The sequence below is a fragment of the Terrabacter sp. C0L_2 genome (assembly GCF_036352015.1).
GTDB lineage: Bacteria > Actinomycetota > Actinomycetes > Actinomycetales > Dermatophilaceae > Terrabacter > Terrabacter tumescens.
Window position 1 is genome coordinate 3,326,216 of sequence record NZ_CP143557.1, and the last position, 15,439, is coordinate 3,341,654.

The window sequence follows — 15,439 nt, forward strand, 5'->3', positions numbered from 1 at the left end:
ATGTCCACCGCTGCAGCCCCACCCACCCCTACCGCGCCTGACCACGACGACACCACCCTCGCCGCAGCGCTGCGAGCCCACCTCGACGGGCCCTTCGGCGAGGTCCGTGAGCACTGCCGCGCGCTCGACCCGGAGACGTACGGACCGCCGCCGGCACCGCTGGCGATGGACGAGCACCGGGCCCGCGTCACCTCCCAGCTTGCCTCCCTCGCTGCGGAACCGTATGCCGCACAAGGCTTCCCGGAGCGGCAGGGCGGCACGGCAAGATACGGCGACGCCGTCGCGGCCTTCGAGATGCTCGGGCACGCCGACCTCTCGCTCTTCGTCAAGGCCGGCGTCCAGTGGGGGCTGTTCGGCGGCGCCGTCTCCCTCCTCGGCACGAGCCGCCACGACCACCTGCTGGCGCAGGTCATCTCGGGCGAGCTGCAGGGGTGCTTCGCGATGACCGAGACGGGTCACGGCAGCGACGTGCAGAGCCTGCTCACGACCGCGACCTACGACCCGGACTCCGACGAGCTCGTCGTCCACTCCCCCGAGGCCGCCGCGCGCAAGGACTACATCGGCAACGCGGCCCGCGACGGACACGTCGCGGCCGTCTTCGCCCAGCTCGTTGTCGGCGGTGAGTCACGCGGCGTGCACTGCGTCCTCGTCCCGCTCCGCGACGACTCGGGCTCTCCCGCACGGGGCGTCACCATCGAGGACTGCGGCCCCAAGCTCGGCCTCGGCGGGGTCGACAACGGCCGCCTCCTCTTCGACCACGTGCGAGTCCCGCGCACCAACCTGCTCGGGCGCCACGGCGACATCGACGACGCCGGCACCTACTCGAGCCCCATCGACAACCCGGGCCGCCGGTTCTTCACCATGCTCGGCACCCTCGTGCGCGGGCGCATCTCCGTCGCCGGCGGCGCGGGCGCGGCCGCCCGATCCGCCCTGGCCGTCACGACGAGGTATGCCGCGGGGCGACGTCAGTTCGCCGCGCCCGGGAGCGACGTGGAGACGACCGTCCTGGACTACCGCACCTACCAACGTCGGCTCCTGCCGAGGATCGCGACGGCATACGCCCTTCAGCTCGCCCAGCACGAGCTCGTCTCGGCGATGGACGACGTGCTCGCGGGGCGCACGACGTCCGAGCAGGACCAGCGGCAGCTCGAGACTCGGGCTGCCGGCATCAAGGTGCTGACGACGCGGCACGCGACCGACACGATCCAGGAGTGCCGAGAGCTCTGCGGCGGCGCCGGCTACCTCTGGGCCAACCGCCTGGCCGCACTCAAGGCCGACACTGACATCTTCACCACCTTCGAGGGCGACAACACCGTCCTGCTCCAGCTCGTCGCCAAGTCCCTCCTCACGGAGTACCAGGCGAGCTTCGGCGACCTCGACACCGCGGGCATCGTGCGGTTCGGTGCCAAGCTGGTCGGTGGGACCGTCATCGAACGCTCGTCGGCCCGGGGCATCATCCAGCGTCTCGTCGACGCCGCCCCCGGGAGGGACGAGGACGTCACCTTCGGCATCCGCGGCACGCAGCTGCGCCTGCTCCGCGAGCGCGAGGAGCACCTCATCGAGGGGCTGGCCCGCCGCCTGCGGCAGGCCACCGCGCCCGGCGCCGACGCCTTCGCCGTCTTCAACGCGACGCAGGACCACCTCGTCGAGGCCGGCGCCGCCCACGTCGAACGCACGGTGGCCGAGTCCTTCGCCGCATCCGTCGAGGACTGCACCGACGACGGGGCGCGGGCCCTGCTCGCCAAGGTGTGCGACCTCCACGTGCTGGCGACGATCGAGCGCCACAAGGCTTGGTACCTCGAGCACGACCGGCTGAGCCCCGCGCGCGCCAAGGCCCTGACCGCACTGGTCAACGAGCTGTGTGCGGAGCTGCGACCCCACGCGGTCACCCTCGTCGAAGCGTTCGGCATCCCCGAGGGCCTGCTGACGACGGAGATGTCGGGCACCGCCTGAGGACCGGCGGGCGGGTCCGCAGTCAACGCCGTGGGTCAGGCCCTGGGTCAGGGCCGCGGGTCAGGCCGTCGGGCGCTGGTAGCGCCCCCGACGGTGCACGAGCGGCGCCTCGTCGTCCCCGACCTCGGCGTGCTCGACGGTCGCCTCGACGAGCACCGACCAGCCGACGTCGTGGCGGCTCGCCGGGTCGAGGCGGACCCCCATCCACGTCGTGGCCGACAGCGCGCGAGGGCCCCACTCGGTCTGCTCCCACTCGGTGAGCCGGAACGGCCCACCCGGCGCTGGCATGGCTCCGGCGAAGGAGTCCGCGAGGCGTTGGTCCCGTGCGCCGAGCAGGGCGACGACGGCCGTCCCGGTCTCCTCCAAGCGGTCGAGCAGGTCCGACTCGGCGTGGAGCAGCCCCACGACGCGGGCGGGGTCACCGGTCGCCACGAGATAGGACGACACGGTGAGCCCGGCCCGCTCGATCCCGACTCCCGAGGTCCACAGCGAGACGGTGCCGCCGATGCGACCCCGGATGCGGCGAACCTGGTCGCGGTCGCCCTCAGGCGTGTCGAACGGGTGCTCGGTGTGGATCGTCACGAGCGGGTCCCGGCGGACGCAGACGGTGCGGGACGGCCTGTCACTCGGGCTCGGCCACGAAGAGGGCGTCGTCGACCGTCACCTCACCGGGCTCGAGCACCCGGGCGTAGACACCGGCGCACTGCGACGGCGTCTGGGTGATCTCGAGCGTGCACTCGCCGAGCCGGACGACCCGCCCGACGAGCTTCTCGAGGCCGGACGAGTCCATGTCGAGGACGATGTTGGCCTTGGGGTGGGTCTCGACGTAGTCGTCGGCCGTGACGAGGTGCACGGCGTGCTTCTTGGAGCGGTTGCCCTCGGGGCCCGTCTCGGTCATCTCCACCGAGTCGAGCTGCTGCCCGGGCGCGTCGGAGTCGGGATAGATGAACAGGCTCGAGACCGTGGCGATCATGAGCCACACGCTAGCCCGCCGGCACGGCAGCAGGCGGTTGCGACGTGCAGCGGCCGACGTCCGGTGGGCGGGTCGCCCTGCACCGCACCTCAGAAGCCGGTGGGCTCGGTCTCGAACTCGGGCTCGGTCGGGCGGGCCTCGTGGTGCAGAGGATGCACGGCCGTCGTGCGCTCGAGCCAGAGCAGGGCGTCGTAGCGGGCGCCGATCCGGGTCGGCACGTAGTTCCCGACCTCACGCTCCGGGTGGTAGACGACCCCGATGGCCCGGTGCCCCAACCAGCTCGAGAGCCACGGCCCGGACCGGTCGTCGGGGAAGACGAGCAGGGCGGGCGCGCCGAGGGTCTCGTGGAGCAGCGACTCGAGGCTGCCGGCGCGGGCGACCGGGACCGGCAGGACGCTCTCGGGGGCGCCCCACGAGTCCGCGGCCAGCACGGTCCCGCGGTGTGAGGCGAAACCGACGAGCGCGACGTCCTCGGCGGGGTGCCGCTCCCGCAGGAGCTGGCCGACGTTGACGAGCCCCTCACGCGCCATGTCGGTGGCACGCGCGTCGCCGACGTGGGTGTTGTGCTCCCAGACGATCCCCTGCGACCTCGGGCCGCCGTGGCGGGAAAGCCGCTCGACGGTGTCGACCATGTGGTGGTCGCGGACGTTCCACGACTGGCGGTCCCCGCGCACCATGGTGCGGTAGTAGTGCTCGGCGTTGGTCGCGACCTCGGCGTTCTGCACCACGTCCAGCATCTCCGCGTCCCCGGACCGCTCGCGTGCCCGGCCGCGCACCTCGACGAGGAGGCGCACGACGTCCGCCTCGCAGCCGGCGGGGACGAGCCGCGTGCTGCGGGCGTACTGGTGCGGGTCCTCGCCGTAGGGCACGAAGCACTGCCACGCGCGCAGCGCCGCCGGCAGCGACTCCGGGGCGTTGGCCTCCAGCCAGCCCATGATCTCCCAGAGCGAGTCCCAGAGGGAGTAGACGTCGAGCCCGTAGAAGCCCACCCGGGCGGACTCGGGTCGCGCCAGGTTGTACGCGTGGAGCCACGTCAGGAACTCGGCGACCTCGCGGTTGGCCCACATCCACGTCGGCCACCGCTCGAACCGGTCGAGGACGCCGACCGCGTCGAGGTCCTGGTCGGCCTCGCCCCGGACCCAGCGGTTGATCCGCCAGCAGTCGGGCCAGTCCCCCTCGACACCGATCCACGTGAAGCCGTGCTCCTCGACGAGACGCCGGCTGAGCAGGGCCCGCCAGCGGTAGTAGTCGCTCGTCCCGTGGGAGGCCTCCCCCACGCAGACGAACCGCGCACCACGCACGCGCTCGACGAGCGCGTCGAGGTCGGTGGACCCTCGCAGGGGCCCGGCGAGCGTGCGGACCTCCAGGGCCATCCGCTCGGTGCCGGTCGCCCCAGCCCCCTCCGGAGATCCGCCCCAGACGGTCATGACATCCTCCCCCGGGCCGATGCGGGCGAGACCACCCCGAGGTGGACGACGAACCAGTCGCGGGCCAGGGCGGCTGCCTCGGCGAGCGTCCCGGGCTCCTCGAACAGGTGGGTCGCCCCCGGGACGACCGCCAGCTCGCTCGTGCACCCGGTCAGGGACTCCCGGGCCCGCCTGTTTAGGGCCAGGACCTCGCGGTCGGCGCCGCCGACGATGAGCAGGGTCGGGGCGCGGACGGCTGCGAGCCTCGGGCCGGCGAGGTCCGGGCGGCCGCCCCTGGAGACGACCGCAGCGATGTGCGCACTGGGCTCGGCGGCGGCCCACAGCGCCGCCCCTGCACCGGTGCTCGCCCCGAAGTAGCCGATGGCGCAGGAGCCGGTGTCGGCCCGCCCTGCCAGCCAGTCCGTCGCCGACCCGAGGCGGGTCGCGAGCAACGGGATGTCGAACACCGCGGCGCGGTCACCCTCCTCCTCGGTCGTCAGCAGGTCGAGGAGCAGCGTGCCGAGTCCCGCCTCGTGGAGGACGTCGGCCACATAGCGGTTGCGTGGGCTGTGCCGGCTGCTCCCGCTGCCGTGGGCGAACACCACGACGCCGGTGGCGTGAGCCGGCAGTCGAAGGTGTCCCTCGATCGACACCTGGCCGGCCGGGACGACGACGTCCTCGTCGGTGGCGGAGCCTGGGTGGGCGCCGGGGTCGTCGCCTGCCCCGGCCGCATCACCCGTGCCGGCGGCCCGGGCGCGACGGTCGGCCTGCTCGAGGAGGGCGACGACCTCGTCGTCGGTCGTCGGCGAGAAGTCCACGTAGTGCGCGCCGACGGCCCGGAAGTGCTGCGGCGCCGACACGCACACGACGGCATCGGCCTCGGGCAGCTCACGCAGGGTCTGGGCCGGGGCGACCGGGACGGCCAGCACGACGCGCTCGGCGCCCAGCTGCCGTGCGACCCGGCACGCGACGCGCGCGGTCGAGCCGGTCGCGATCCCGTCGTCCACGACGACGGCCACGCGACCGTGCAGGTCGGCCCTCGGACGGCCACGGCGCAGCCGGTCGACCCGGGCGTCGAGGACGGCTCGTTCACGGGCCTCGACCGCGGCGAGCTCCTCCTCGCTGACCCGGGCGCGCGCCAGCAGCATGCGGTCGACCACCCGGATCCCACCCTCTCCGATGGCGCCCATCGCGAGCTCCGGCTGGAACGGGACGCCGAGCTTGCGCACGACGATGACGTCGAGCGGGGCGTCCAGGGACTCCGCGACGACGGAGGCGACCGGGACCCCGCCCCGGGGCAGCCCGAGCACGACGACGTCCTGGGCCCGCAGGAATGCCAGCCGTTCGGCCAGCACCCGACCGGCGTCCCACCGGTCCTCGAAGACGACCATGACGTCCTCCCTCCGCGCGGACGAGCGAGCGCGGGCGCGGTCACGCCGCGGTCTCTCCCGTTCATCGTCGCCCCGGGTCGAGCGCGGCGACAGAGACCTTGGTCCCACCGGCGTCGGGCGCGAACCGCTGTCGCCGAGCGAACGGCAGGCGCACACTGGGTGATGGCCATCGACCTGGAGCGGCAATGGTTCCTCGGCCTCGCCGAGCTGCGCTACGCCCGCTCGCTCGCCCAAGCGGATCCGGGCGGTGCTCGACGGTCGTACGGTGCTCGACACGCGTGACGCCATGCTCGTCTTCGAGCCGCGCCGCATCGTGCCTTGGTATGCCGTCCCGCCCGGTGATCTGGACCTCGACCTCACCGAGCACGACCCGTCACCCGTGCCGGAGCTGCGTGCGCCGGTGCTGCCCCCGAGCCACGACGACTGGCACACGGTGCCGGGTCGGTCGCTGCACCTGGGTGACCGCGGCGAGGTGGCGTTCCGGCCCGACGCACCCGAGCTCGGGGGCCGCGTCGTGCTCCCCTGGGGCCCCTTCGACTGGCTGGAGGAGGACGAGCCGGTCATGAGCCATCCCCACGACCCCTTCAAGCGGATCGACGTGCTGCGGAGCAGCCGGCACGTCCGGGTGCAGGTGGACGGTGTCACTGTGGCCGAGTCCCACCGCCCGACGATGCTCGTCGAGGCGCACCTGCCGGTGCGGTGGTACCTGCCGCGCGACGACGTCCGGATGGACCTGCTCACGGCGTCGGCGCACCACACCGTCTGCGCCTACAAGGGAGTCGCGAGCTACTTCGGGGCCGAAGGGGCGCCGGACGTCGCGTGGTTCTACCCCGACCCGCTGCACGACGCCCTGCCCGTGAAGGACCTCGTCTGCTTCTGGCGGCCCGCGGTGGTGCTCGTCGACGGCGTGCCCGTCGACACCTCGATGCCCGGCGACTGACCCAGCGCGCCGCGGGACGAGGCACCCGGCATACGCCCCTCGACACCCGGGAAGCAGAAGAGCCGCCCTGCGACTGCGCAGTGCGGCTCGTTCTCGTTCGGTGGACGTGAAGGGACTCGAACCCCTGACCTCTCGCGTGTGAAGCGAGCGCTCTAACCAGCTGAGCTACACGTCCGGGCGCCCCTGTGCCGACAGGGCGTCGGGGCGTCGGAGGGAAACAATAGCCGGTGCGGACGCCCGTGCGTTAATCGCCCCCGGGATGACCTGTCCGCGACCGGTCAGTCGACCCCCGGCACCTGCGTCAGCAGCTGCTCGGCCCACTGCGGGACGAACTGCGGGATGCCCGCCCAGGCGAGGTAGCCCCAGATGACGCCCCACACGATCAGCAGCGTGCCGAGCGCGACGACGCCGCGCACCCAGATCGCCTGACCCATGATCCAGTCGTTCCAGCGGCTCACGTGGTGCCGGGCGAAGTCGAGCCAGCGCTGGGCGAACTCGAACTCGCTCGCGAGGATCAGCAGGCCGAAGAAGACGACGAGCCAGCCGGGCCCGGGCGCCGGGACCATGACGAGGCCGGCGACGGTCACGAGGCCACCGACGACGCCGACGGCGGTGCGCCACACGAGGTGGGTGGCCCGGTTGCTGCGCAGCCGTGCCCGCCAGGCCCAGCGGTCCTCGACGGCGTCCAGCGTCACGTTGCGGTCGGAGTAGTCCACGGGGGTGTCGTCGTCCCGGCGGCCTCCGGGTTCGCGCCCGGTCACGGGTCCGAGTCCCGCTCGGCGTTGCTGCGGAAGATCCGCTGCAGCTCGCTCGTCACGGGCCGCTCGGCCGGCATGGTCCGAGCGTCGACGGCGTGGATCGGCAGGACGTCCTTCGTGGAGCTCGTGATGAAGACCTCGTCGGCGCTCTGCAGGATCTCGAGCGGCAGGGGCTCCTCGCGGATCTCGATCCCGGCGGCGCGACCCCACTCGATCGTCAGCTCCCGGGTGATGCCGAGCAGCAGACCCGAGTCCGCGGGCGGGGTCAGGACGACGCCGTCGACGACGACGAAGATGTTGCTGCCCGTGCACTCGCAGAGCTCGCCGCGGGTGTTGCCGAAGACGGCCTCGACGGCGCCCTCGGCCTTGGCGCGCGACAGGGCGACGACGTTCTCGGCGTAGGACGTCGTCTTGAGGCCGACGACCGCCGAGCGCTCGTTGCGCGTCCACGGCACGACCGTCAGCTTGCCGCTCACCGGCGGGAGCGGCTGCGGCGCCGCGAGGACGATGTAGGTCAGCGAGGCGTCGTCACGGTCGGACCCCAGCGGGCCGATGCCGCCGGTGACGCTGTAGCGCAGCCGGCCGAAGTCGATGGTCGGTCCGTCGAGCACGGCGGCGACGCCCTTGTCGACGAACGCCAGGTCGAGGGGCGGCAGGCCCAGCCCGGCGGCCGACCGCTCGAGGCGCCGGTGGTGGCGCGTGAGCGCGAAGGGCTGTCCGGCAGCGATCTTGGCGGTCTCGAAGACGCCGTCGCCGACCGTCACCGAGTGGTCGAGGGCGGAGACGGAGGGGCCGGTCGGGTCGACGAGGTCACCGTCGACCCAGACGCGCGTGGTGGAGCTCATGTGCCGGTGCTGTCCCTTCGTCGTGGCTCGACGGCCGCCCGAGGGCGTCCGACGGGAGTGTTCATGGTGTCACAGTGCCGGCGGCGAGCCCGATGAGGCGGGCGGCCTTGAGCTCGGTCTCGGCCCACTCCCCCTCGGGGTCGGAGTGCCAGGTGATCCCGGCGCCGGTGCCGAAGCGCAGCCACCGGCGTCCGTCGTCGTCGGGCTCCGCCCAGAAGGTGCGGATGCCCACCGCCAGGTCGGCCTCGCCGCGGTCGGCGTCGACCCAGCCGATCGCGCCGCAGTAGGGCCCACGGGGCGCCGTCTCGAGGTCGTGGATGGCCTCGAGCGCGCTCGACTTCGGCGCCCCCGACACCGACCCCGGCGGGTAGGCGGCAGAGAAGATCTCGGGCCAGCCCACGCCGTCCCGGAGGCGCCCGCTGACGGTCGAGACGAGGTGCACGAGACCCGGGTGCGCCTCCACCGCGCACAGCTCGTCGACCGACACCGTGCCCGGCTCGCAGACGCCGGAGACGTCGTTGCGCATGAGGTCGACGATCATGACGTTCTCGGCGAAGTCCTTGGGCAGCATCTGCTCGGCCGTGGCGGCCGTCCCCTTGATCGGCCGTGTCACCAGACGCCCGTCGCGGCGGGAGAGGAAGAGTTCGGGTGACGCGCTGACGACGTCGAGACCGGCCGCGTCGCACCGGATGCGCGCAGCGTGAGGCGCCGGGTTGCCTTGTCGCAGAAGCGCATCGAGACCGTCGAGGTCCGCGTCGCCGTCGAGCTCGTGGCTGAGGACGCGGCAGACGTTGACCTGGTAGACGGTGCCCGCGGCGATCCGCTCCCGGACCTCCTGGACAGCGCGGACGTATGCCGTCCGGTCGAGCGACGTGCGCCAGTGGCGGTCGAGCGGTTCCCAGCCCGCGGCGGGAGCCGGCGGACGCGCGCTCCTGCGGCCCACGGCATACGACCTCGGGGTGACCTCGGCGAAGCGCACCGCCGTCACGGCGCCCTCGAAGGTGGCCACGACGGCCCAGAAGCCCTCACGCGTGATGGCGTCGAGGGCTTCCGGGCCGTGACGGACGTCGAGCACCTCGCGCGCGTCCCGGTCGGCGAAGCGGGCGTGGTCCACCCGCAGATCGTAGGGCCTAGGAGGCGAGGGCCTTCTCGATGTCGGCGGCGAGGTCGGCCGGCTCGGTCGTCGGCGAGTAGCGGCCGATGACGGTGCCGTCGCGGGCGACGAGGAACTTCGTGAAGTTCCACTTGATCTTCTTGCCGAGCAGGCCACCCTTCTCGGACTTGAGCCACGTGTAGAGCGGGTGCTCGTCAGAGCCGTTGACGTCGATCTTGGAGAACATCGGGAAGGTGACGCCGTAGTTCTTCTGGCAGAAGGCCCCGATCTCCTCGTCGCTGCCGGGGTCCTGGCCGCCGAACTGGTTGCACGGGAAGCCGAGCACGGTCAGGCCCTGGGCGCGGTAGGTCTCGTAGAGCGTCTCGAGTCCAGCGAGCTGCGGGGTGTAGCCGCACTGGCTCGCGGTGTTGACGACGAGGATGACGTCGCCGGCGTACTCCTCGAGCGACACCTCCTCGCCGTCGATGGCGGTGGCCTTGAAGTCGTGCAGGACGGTCACGTGGTCTCCTCTGTGTTGCGGTGTCGGTGGGTGGTTCGGAGCGGCGGCCGGTCGAGATGGGTCATGCGTCGGGTTCGGGCGGCACGGCCTGACCGTCGCGCTCGTCGCGGTCGGCCCACTCGAGCAGCGCGGCGAAGTCGAAGACGGCGTCGTCGATGCCGGCGTGGAGGTCCCCGAGGCGCGCGTAGCGCTCCGGCATGGTCGCGATGGTGAAGTCCTGCGGCTCGGCGTCGGCGACCTCGTCCCACGCGAGCGGGGCCGAGACCGTGCCCCGCGGGTTGCCGCGCACGCTGTAGGCGGCGGCGATGGTGTGGTCGCGGGCGTTCTGGTTGTAGTCGACGAAGAGGTCCTTCGGGGAGCGGTCCTTGCGCCACCACGTCGTCGTGACGTCATCGGGCAACCGGCGCTCGACCTCACGGGCGAAGGCCAGCGCTCCACGGCGGACGTCCTTGAACCCCCAGTCCGGGGCGATCCGGACATAGACGTGCAGCCCCGACCCGCCCGAGGTCTTGGGCCAGCCGACGGCACCGAGCTCGTCGAGGATCTCGTGCGTCGTGGCCGCGGCCCGACGGACCTTGTCGAAGCCGCACTCCGGCATCGGGTCGAGGTCGATGCGCCACTCGTCGGGGCTCTCGGTGTCGGCGCGGCGGCTGTTCCAGGGGTGGAACTCGACCGTCGACATCTGCACCGCCCAGATGACGTCGGCGAGGCGGGTCACGCACAGCTCGTCGGCGTGCAGGCCGTAGCGCGGGAAGTGCAGCCGCACGGTCTCGACCCAGGGCGGAGCGCCGGCGGGGAGGCGCTTCTGGTGCACCTTCGGCCCGTCGACCCCCTTGGGGAAGCGGTGCAGCATGCACGGCCGCTCCCGCAACGCGCCCACGATGCCCGGCCCGACGGAGAGGTAGTAGTCGACGAGGTCGCGCTTGGTCTCGCCCCGCTCGGAGAAGTAGACGCGGTCGGGGCTCGAGAGGCGCACCGTGTGGTCGCCGACCTCGATCTCCTCCGCGGGGGCCTTGCTCGACGCAGCCATGGGCGACAGCCTACGGACCGCACGCCCGCCGGTGCTCGAACGGCCGGCCGGTGCCGACCGCACGCCGTGGCGCCCGGACCGGCCGGACGGCATACGCCCCGACGTGCGGAAGGGCCCGCCGACGTGAGTCGACGGGCCCTTCCAGCTGAGCGGACGACCGGGCTCGAACCGGCGACCTCAACCTTGGCAAGGTTGCGCTCTACCAACTGAGCTACGTCCGCCTGCCAACCTCCGGAGCCGGGGCTCCGTGGGTGCGAGGTAGACCATAGCGGACGGGTGGCCGGAGTGCGAAACCCGCTCTCCGAGTGGCCGTTCGGGTGGTTCCCGACAGCAGTCGAGCGTCATCCCCGGAGAGTGATGCGCACCCGCACCCCCGCCGGTTGCCTGAAGGTATGTGCCGCTGGATGGTGTACTCAGGTGACCCGGTCCTCGCCGAGGACCTCCTCTTCAAGCCGGAGCACTCGCTCATCGAGCAGAGCCTCCACTCGCGGATGGGGGCCACGACGACGAACGGCGACGGGTTCGGGATCGGCTGGTACGGGGAGAGTCCCGTGCCCGCGGTGTTCAAGAGCGTGGATCCGGCCTGGAACGACGAGAACCTCCGCGAGCTCACCACCCAGGTGCGCACGGCCCTGCTCTTCGCCCACGTGCGCGCGTCGACGGGGACCCCGGTGCAACGCAGCAACTGCCACCCGTTCCGGCACGGTCGTTGGCTGTGGATGCACAACGGTGCGGTCTTCGGCTTCCACGAGCTGAAGCGCGAGATCATGTTCGCCGTGGACGCCTCGCTCTACCCGGACGTGCAGGGCTCCACCGACTCCGAGGCGCTCTTCTTCATCGCCCTGACCTTCGGGCTCGAGGACGACCCGTTCACCGGGGTGGCCCGGGCTGTCGGCTTCGTCGAGGACCTCGCGGAGCGTCGTGGCGTCGCGAACCCGGTGCAGGCGACCATGGCGGCCAGCGACGGCACGTCGGTCTGGGCGTTCCGCTACTCGACCCAGCACGCGAGCCGCACCCTCTTCCACTCGACGAACGTGGCGCAGCTGCGCGACCTCCACCCCGAGGTCGAGATGCTCCAGACCCTGGGCGACGACACCAGGTTCATCGTGTCTGAGCCCCTGCGGGACCTCCCGGGTGCCTGGCGCGAGGTGCCGGAGTCCTCCTGCGGCATCATCCAGCCGGGCGACGACGAGATCCGGGCGTTCGCGCCGATCCGTCCGGCCCGCGTCGCCTGAGCCCCGTCGTCGCGGGCGCTCGGCGCCCGCGACCATCGTCGTCCGAGGGCATCACCCCCCGAGGATGCGGGCCTTCTGCATCTGGAACTCCTCCTCGGTCAAGACCCCGGAGGCCCGCAGCTCACCCAGCTGCTGGAGCCGCGCGAGGTCGACGTCCGGGTCCCGCTGAGACGGCGGCGGGGGCGGGGGTGGCGGTGGTGGCACGGCGTACTGCGGCGGCGCGGCGTACTGCTGCGGCGGGGCCGCCTGCTGCTCCTGTGCGGCCCAGCGTCCCGCCTGCCGGCGCGACACCCGGTTCGACACCGCCGTCGCCGTCCCGGCCACGACGGCCGTCCGGGCCATCCCTCCGATGAGTCCCATGGCGTGCTCCTTCACTGAAAGTCCGTGCTGATGGTCGGAACGGGCTCATGGGCTGGCCTCGTTCCGGTGCGTCTCGTCCCCGCTCGACGCCTACCCGGCGTCGGCCACGTGTCCCGCCCCGCCGGAGGTCGTGGCCGGCTCGAGCGCGTCGAGTGCTTCGAGGCGAGCGATGACCGCATCGGCGGGGATGCGGACGCTCGCCACGACCTCGGCACCGGCCCGGCGCATGGCCGAGACGAACGGTCCGGCCCACGAGTTCTCGTAGACGAGGAGGGCCACCGCGTTGCCGGGCTCGACGAGTGAGGCCGCGTGCGCCAGGTCCTCCTCGTCGAGCAGATCCGACTCCACACCCTCGAAGACGGCGAGGTCGAGGGTCCCGCCTCCGTCGAGGTCGGAGATCGCGACCGCGGTGACGGCTCCGTCCTGCCCCCGCACCAGGGCCCTCATGTCGAGGATCCGGATGATCCCCCGGTCGACGAGGTCGACGAGGATGGCCATGCCCTCCCCCGTCAGGCGAGCACCGGGGAACTCCAGTGCGAGGTAGTCGATCGGTCCGACGTCGACGTTGACACCCATGTCATGCCTCCTTCGCGGCTGTCCCCTGACCGCTCGAGCATGCAGCGCGACGTGACCCGGGTGCATCTCTCCTCGAGGATGACTGGGGCGCTGCGACAGACCGGCCGGGGCGGAGGAGGCGGGCTCATGGCCCTCGGCGCCCGCGCCCGGCAGCCGGTGCAGGGCGCGGACGCCGATACCCAGCGACTCCAACAGGCCGAGCACCCGGGACAGGGTGAGGGCGTGCAGCACCGGGACCCGGAGGACGGTCGTCCCGGACCGGTTGACGCACTGGAACGGGACCGACGGATCCCTCAGGTCGACCTCGAGCTCTCCTTCGAGCACGATCTCGTACCAGAGCATGGTCAGCCTCACATCCCGGGAACGCGGCTTTCACCGCAGGCCGCGACGGTCCGTGACTAGCCTCGAAGAGTCAGGGGTCACCAGCATCCACCGATGAGGTTGACATGGTCGGGCCGCGTCAGGCGCGCATGACCCTCCCCGTGCCGGGACCGGGGCTCATCCGACGTCCGCGCCTGCTCTCGCTGCTGGACCAGCGGCCGGTGGTCGTGCTCGCGGGCATGGCCGGCTACGGCAAGACGACGGTCCTCGCGGCCGCCGGCCGGCGTTCCTGCCGGGACGGCTCTGCGCTGTGGCTGACCGTGGACGCCTCGGACCGTGAGCCCGTGCGGCTGGTCTCCGACCTGCTGACCGCCGCCACCGTGGCAGGCCTCGACGAGTGGAACGCTGATGCTTCGGGCGAGTGGCGCACCGGGGACGACGGGCTCCGTGCCGCCCTCGAGCCACTGCGCTCCTCGGCTCTGCGGGCGGAGCCGATCACCGTGGTCGACGCGTTCCTCGAGGCGCGCTACGACAACGCGCGACCGGTGACCCTGGTCCTCGACGACCTCCAGAACCTCGCGGGATCCGACGGCTCGGCGCGGGTCGTCGACCACGTGCTCCGGTGGGCGCCCGCCAACATGCGTATCGCGATCGCGGCCCGCGTCGTCCCGCCCCTGCGACTGCAGCGCCTTCGGCTTGAGGACCGCCTGACCTACCTCGGTCACGCCGACCTCGCGTTCAGCCCGGAGGAGACGGCTCAGGCGGTACGCGCTGCGGGCCTCGACCTGGACGCCGACACTGTCGACAGGGTCCACCGGGTCACCGACGGGTGGCCTGCAGGCGTCCGGATGGCGGTCCTGGCCGCACGCCAGAGCGCCAGGCCTCGACAGGCGTCGGTCCAGCTCGGACGGAGCCCGGCCCTGGCGGACTACCTCGCCACCGAGGTCCTTGCCTCGCTCGACGACGACGTCAGGAGCTTCGTGCTCGACAGCTGTCTCGACGACGAGGTGTGGCCCTCGCTCGTCGACGCCGTCCGAGGCACCCAGGACGCGGAGAGCTACCTCGAGAAGTGCCTCGCCGACGGGCTGTTCCTCGAGCAGGGTCGCGTCACCGCGCACGAGCACTGGTTCCACTGGCACCCCCTCTTCGCCGCGCATCTGCGCCGCAGGCTCGGCGCCGCTTCCCCCGAACGTGCCGCCGCCCTCCACGTCCGGGCCGGGCAGTGGTGGGAGCCGCTCGACCCGGCGCGCGCGCCATCTCCCACGCGATCGCGGCGGGCGACGCGGACACCGCCGCCAGGATCTTCGGGGACCACTGGCTCGAGCTCTTCCTCCAGGGCCGGGCCGACGCCGTGCTCGACGCGGTGGAGGCGCTGCCCGTCACGACGGCCGGCGTCGGCGACATCCGTCTGGCCAAGGCCCTGCTCCTGGCTCAGCGAGGCCGGCTCGAGGCTGCGCGGTCGCAGATCGCGGCCGCTCGGAGCGCGAGCGAGCTCCTGCCACCGGCCGACCGGGTCCGGTTCGACGATCGTGCGGCAGTGGTCGACCTCTTCCGCACCGGCTTGGACCACGGGCTCGGCGCGGCTGTCGCGTCCGGTGTCGCGCTGCTGCGACGCCTGCACGGGGAGGGGTGTGAGCCGGACCCCGCGGTCCGCGCGTCGGCCGAGGTCTTCGTGGGAATGGGAGAGGCGCGTCTCCAGAGTCACGGGCCGGCGCCCCTCGAGCTGCTCCGCTCGTCGGCTGCCACCGCGCACGCGACCGGGCTGGTGGCCCTCGAGCTGACCGCCCTCGCCGAGTCGTGCTTCCCGGCGGTCACCGAGGGGCGTCCGGGCGAGGTGGCCGCTCTCGCCGCAGACGTGCTCAGGCGTGCCGACGCACGTGGGTGGGTAGGACTCGCGACCGTGGCGCCGGCCGTGGCGTACCTCGGGTGGTTCGACTACTGGCGAATTCGGCGGGCCGCAGAGCTCGAGCTCTACTGACGCCCGGCCGGCCCGGCCGGCCCGGGCGGCCCACCGCCCCGACGGCGCGGCGCCGATCTC

At 72.6% G+C, this 15,439-nt stretch carries 15 protein-coding genes, 2 tRNA genes and 1 pseudogene; 5 read left to right on the forward strand and 13 right to left on the reverse strand.

Annotated features, from left to right (window positions below; all coding sequences use genetic code 11):
• Positions 1-1,953, forward strand: coding sequence for an acyl-CoA dehydrogenase family protein (locus tag U5C87_RS15180; protein ID WP_330473359.1), 1,953 nt, complete (start codon positions 1-3; stop codon positions 1,951-1,953).
• Between the two features lie 60 nt (positions 1,954-2,013).
• Here U5C87_RS15180 and U5C87_RS15185 read toward each other — a convergent pair whose 3' ends face one another.
• The 4 genes from U5C87_RS15185 to U5C87_RS15200 all read right to left on the reverse strand — a co-directional run bounded on the left by U5C87_RS15185 (position 2,014) and on the right by U5C87_RS15200 (position 5,723).
• A complete protein-coding gene (locus tag U5C87_RS15185; RefSeq protein WP_330473360.1) occupies positions 2,014-2,535 on the reverse strand; it encodes a flavin reductase family protein in 522 nt (173 codons plus the stop codon).
• 40 nt (positions 2,536-2,575) lie between these two features.
• A complete protein-coding gene (locus tag U5C87_RS15190) occupies positions 2,576-2,926 on the reverse strand; it encodes a hypothetical protein (protein WP_330473361.1) in 351 nt (116 codons plus the stop codon).
• A gap of 89 nt (positions 2,927-3,015) precedes the next feature.
• On the reverse strand, positions 3,016-4,353 hold the full coding sequence (locus tag U5C87_RS15195; RefSeq protein WP_330473362.1) for an erythromycin esterase family protein: 1,338 nt from the start codon (positions 4,351-4,353) through the stop codon (positions 3,016-3,018).
• A complete protein-coding gene (locus tag U5C87_RS15200) occupies positions 4,350-5,723 on the reverse strand; it encodes a phosphoribosyltransferase family protein (RefSeq protein WP_330473363.1) in 1,374 nt (457 codons plus the stop codon). Before U5C87_RS15200 ends, U5C87_RS15195 begins: the two co-directional genes overlap by 4 nt.
• A 265-nt stretch (positions 5,724-5,988) precedes the next feature.
• Between U5C87_RS15200 and U5C87_RS15205 the strand changes: the two genes are divergently transcribed.
• The gene (locus tag U5C87_RS15205; RefSeq protein WP_330473364.1) at positions 5,989-6,663 is read left to right on the forward strand and encodes a DUF427 domain-containing protein; all 675 of its coding nucleotides are present in this window, start codon (positions 5,989-5,991) and stop codon (positions 6,661-6,663) included.
• 101 nt (positions 6,664-6,764) lie between these two features.
• On the opposite strand, the gene U5C87_RS15210 is transcribed toward U5C87_RS15205, so the two are convergent.
• The 7 genes from U5C87_RS15210 to U5C87_RS15240 all read right to left on the reverse strand — a co-directional run bounded on the left by U5C87_RS15210 (position 6,765) and on the right by U5C87_RS15240 (position 11,130).
• A tRNA-Val gene (locus U5C87_RS15210) sits at positions 6,765-6,838 on the reverse strand.
• 103 nt (positions 6,839-6,941) lie between these two features.
• Positions 6,942-7,424, reverse strand: a complete 483-nt coding sequence (locus tag U5C87_RS15215) for a TIGR02611 family protein (protein ID WP_330473365.1) — start codon at positions 7,422-7,424, stop codon at positions 6,942-6,944.
• Complete coding sequence (locus tag U5C87_RS15220; protein WP_330473366.1) at positions 7,421-8,266, reverse strand: aminotransferase class IV; 846 nt, start codon at positions 8,264-8,266, stop codon at positions 7,421-7,423. The genes U5C87_RS15215 and U5C87_RS15220 overlap by 4 nt, the downstream gene beginning before the upstream one ends.
• Before the next feature lie 61 nt (positions 8,267-8,327).
• On the reverse strand, positions 8,328-9,380 hold the full coding sequence (locus U5C87_RS15225; RefSeq protein WP_330473367.1) for an anthranilate synthase component I family protein: 1,053 nt from the start codon (positions 9,378-9,380) through the stop codon (positions 8,328-8,330).
• A 16-nt stretch (positions 9,381-9,396) separates the two neighbouring features.
• Complete coding sequence (locus tag U5C87_RS15230; protein WP_330473368.1) at positions 9,397-9,879, reverse strand: glutathione peroxidase; 483 nt, start codon at positions 9,877-9,879, stop codon at positions 9,397-9,399.
• 61 nt (positions 9,880-9,940) lie between these two features.
• Positions 9,941-10,909, reverse strand: coding sequence for a non-homologous end-joining DNA ligase (ligD, locus tag U5C87_RS15235; RefSeq protein WP_330473369.1), 969 nt, complete (start codon positions 10,907-10,909; stop codon positions 9,941-9,943).
• A gap of 148 nt (positions 10,910-11,057) precedes the next feature.
• Positions 11,058-11,130, reverse strand: a tRNA-Gly gene (locus U5C87_RS15240).
• A gap of 183 nt (positions 11,131-11,313) precedes the next feature.
• On the opposite strand from U5C87_RS15240, the gene U5C87_RS15245 reads away from it, so the two are divergent.
• Positions 11,314-12,144 carry a class II glutamine amidotransferase gene (locus U5C87_RS15245; protein WP_330473370.1) on the forward strand — a complete coding sequence of 277 codons (831 nt, stop codon included), beginning with the start codon at positions 11,314-11,316 and terminating at the stop codon, positions 12,142-12,144.
• Positions 12,145-12,195: 51 nt separating this feature from the next.
• Here U5C87_RS15245 and U5C87_RS15250 read toward each other — a convergent pair whose 3' ends face one another.
• The gene (locus U5C87_RS15250; protein ID WP_330473371.1) at positions 12,196-12,504 is read right to left on the reverse strand and encodes an SHOCT domain-containing protein; all 309 of its coding nucleotides are present in this window, start codon (positions 12,502-12,504) and stop codon (positions 12,196-12,198) included.
• Between the two features lie 90 nt (positions 12,505-12,594).
• Positions 12,595-13,422: a DUF6325 family protein gene (locus U5C87_RS15255; RefSeq protein WP_330473372.1), complete on the reverse strand. Its 828-nt coding sequence runs from the start codon at positions 13,420-13,422 to the stop codon at positions 12,595-12,597.
• A gap of 218 nt (positions 13,423-13,640) precedes the next feature.
• Here U5C87_RS15255 and U5C87_RS22665 point away from each other — a divergent pair.
• Positions 13,641-13,922 (forward strand): annotated as a pseudogene (locus tag U5C87_RS22665) (hypothetical protein); the annotation flags it as partial.
• A 704-nt stretch (positions 13,923-14,626) separates the two neighbouring features.
• Positions 14,627-15,379, forward strand: coding sequence for a hypothetical protein (locus U5C87_RS15265; protein ID WP_330473374.1), 753 nt, complete (start codon positions 14,627-14,629; stop codon positions 15,377-15,379).
• Positions 15,380-15,439: the final 60 nt, after the last annotated feature.

Coding starts and splice junctions, on each gene's coding strand:
- U5C87_RS15200 (WP_330473363.1), bottom strand. CDS start 5,723: ATGGTCGTCTTCGAGGACCGGTGGGACGCCGGTCGGGTGCTGGCCGAA.
- U5C87_RS15190 (WP_330473361.1), bottom strand. CDS start 2,926: ATGATCGCCACGGTCTCGAGCCTGTTCATCTATCCCGACTCCGACGCG.
- U5C87_RS15255 (WP_330473372.1), bottom strand. CDS start 13,422: ATGCTCTGGTACGAGATCGTGCTCGAAGGAGAGCTCGAGGTCGACCTG.
- U5C87_RS15220 (WP_330473366.1), bottom strand. CDS start 8,266: ATGAGCTCCACCACGCGCGTCTGGGTCGACGGTGACCTCGTCGACCCG.
- U5C87_RS15195 (WP_330473362.1), bottom strand. CDS start 4,353: ATGACCGTCTGGGGCGGATCTCCGGAGGGGGCTGGGGCGACCGGCACC.
- U5C87_RS15250 (WP_330473371.1), bottom strand. CDS start 12,504: ATGGGACTCATCGGAGGGATGGCCCGGACGGCCGTCGTGGCCGGGACG.
- U5C87_RS15180 (WP_330473359.1), top strand. CDS start 1: ATGTCCACCGCTGCAGCCCCACCCACCCCTACCGCGCCTGACCACGAC.
- ligD (WP_330473369.1), bottom strand. CDS start 10,909: ATGGCTGCGTCGAGCAAGGCCCCCGCGGAGGAGATCGAGGTCGGCGAC.
- U5C87_RS15245 (WP_330473370.1), top strand. CDS start 11,314: ATGGTGTACTCAGGTGACCCGGTCCTCGCCGAGGACCTCCTCTTCAAG.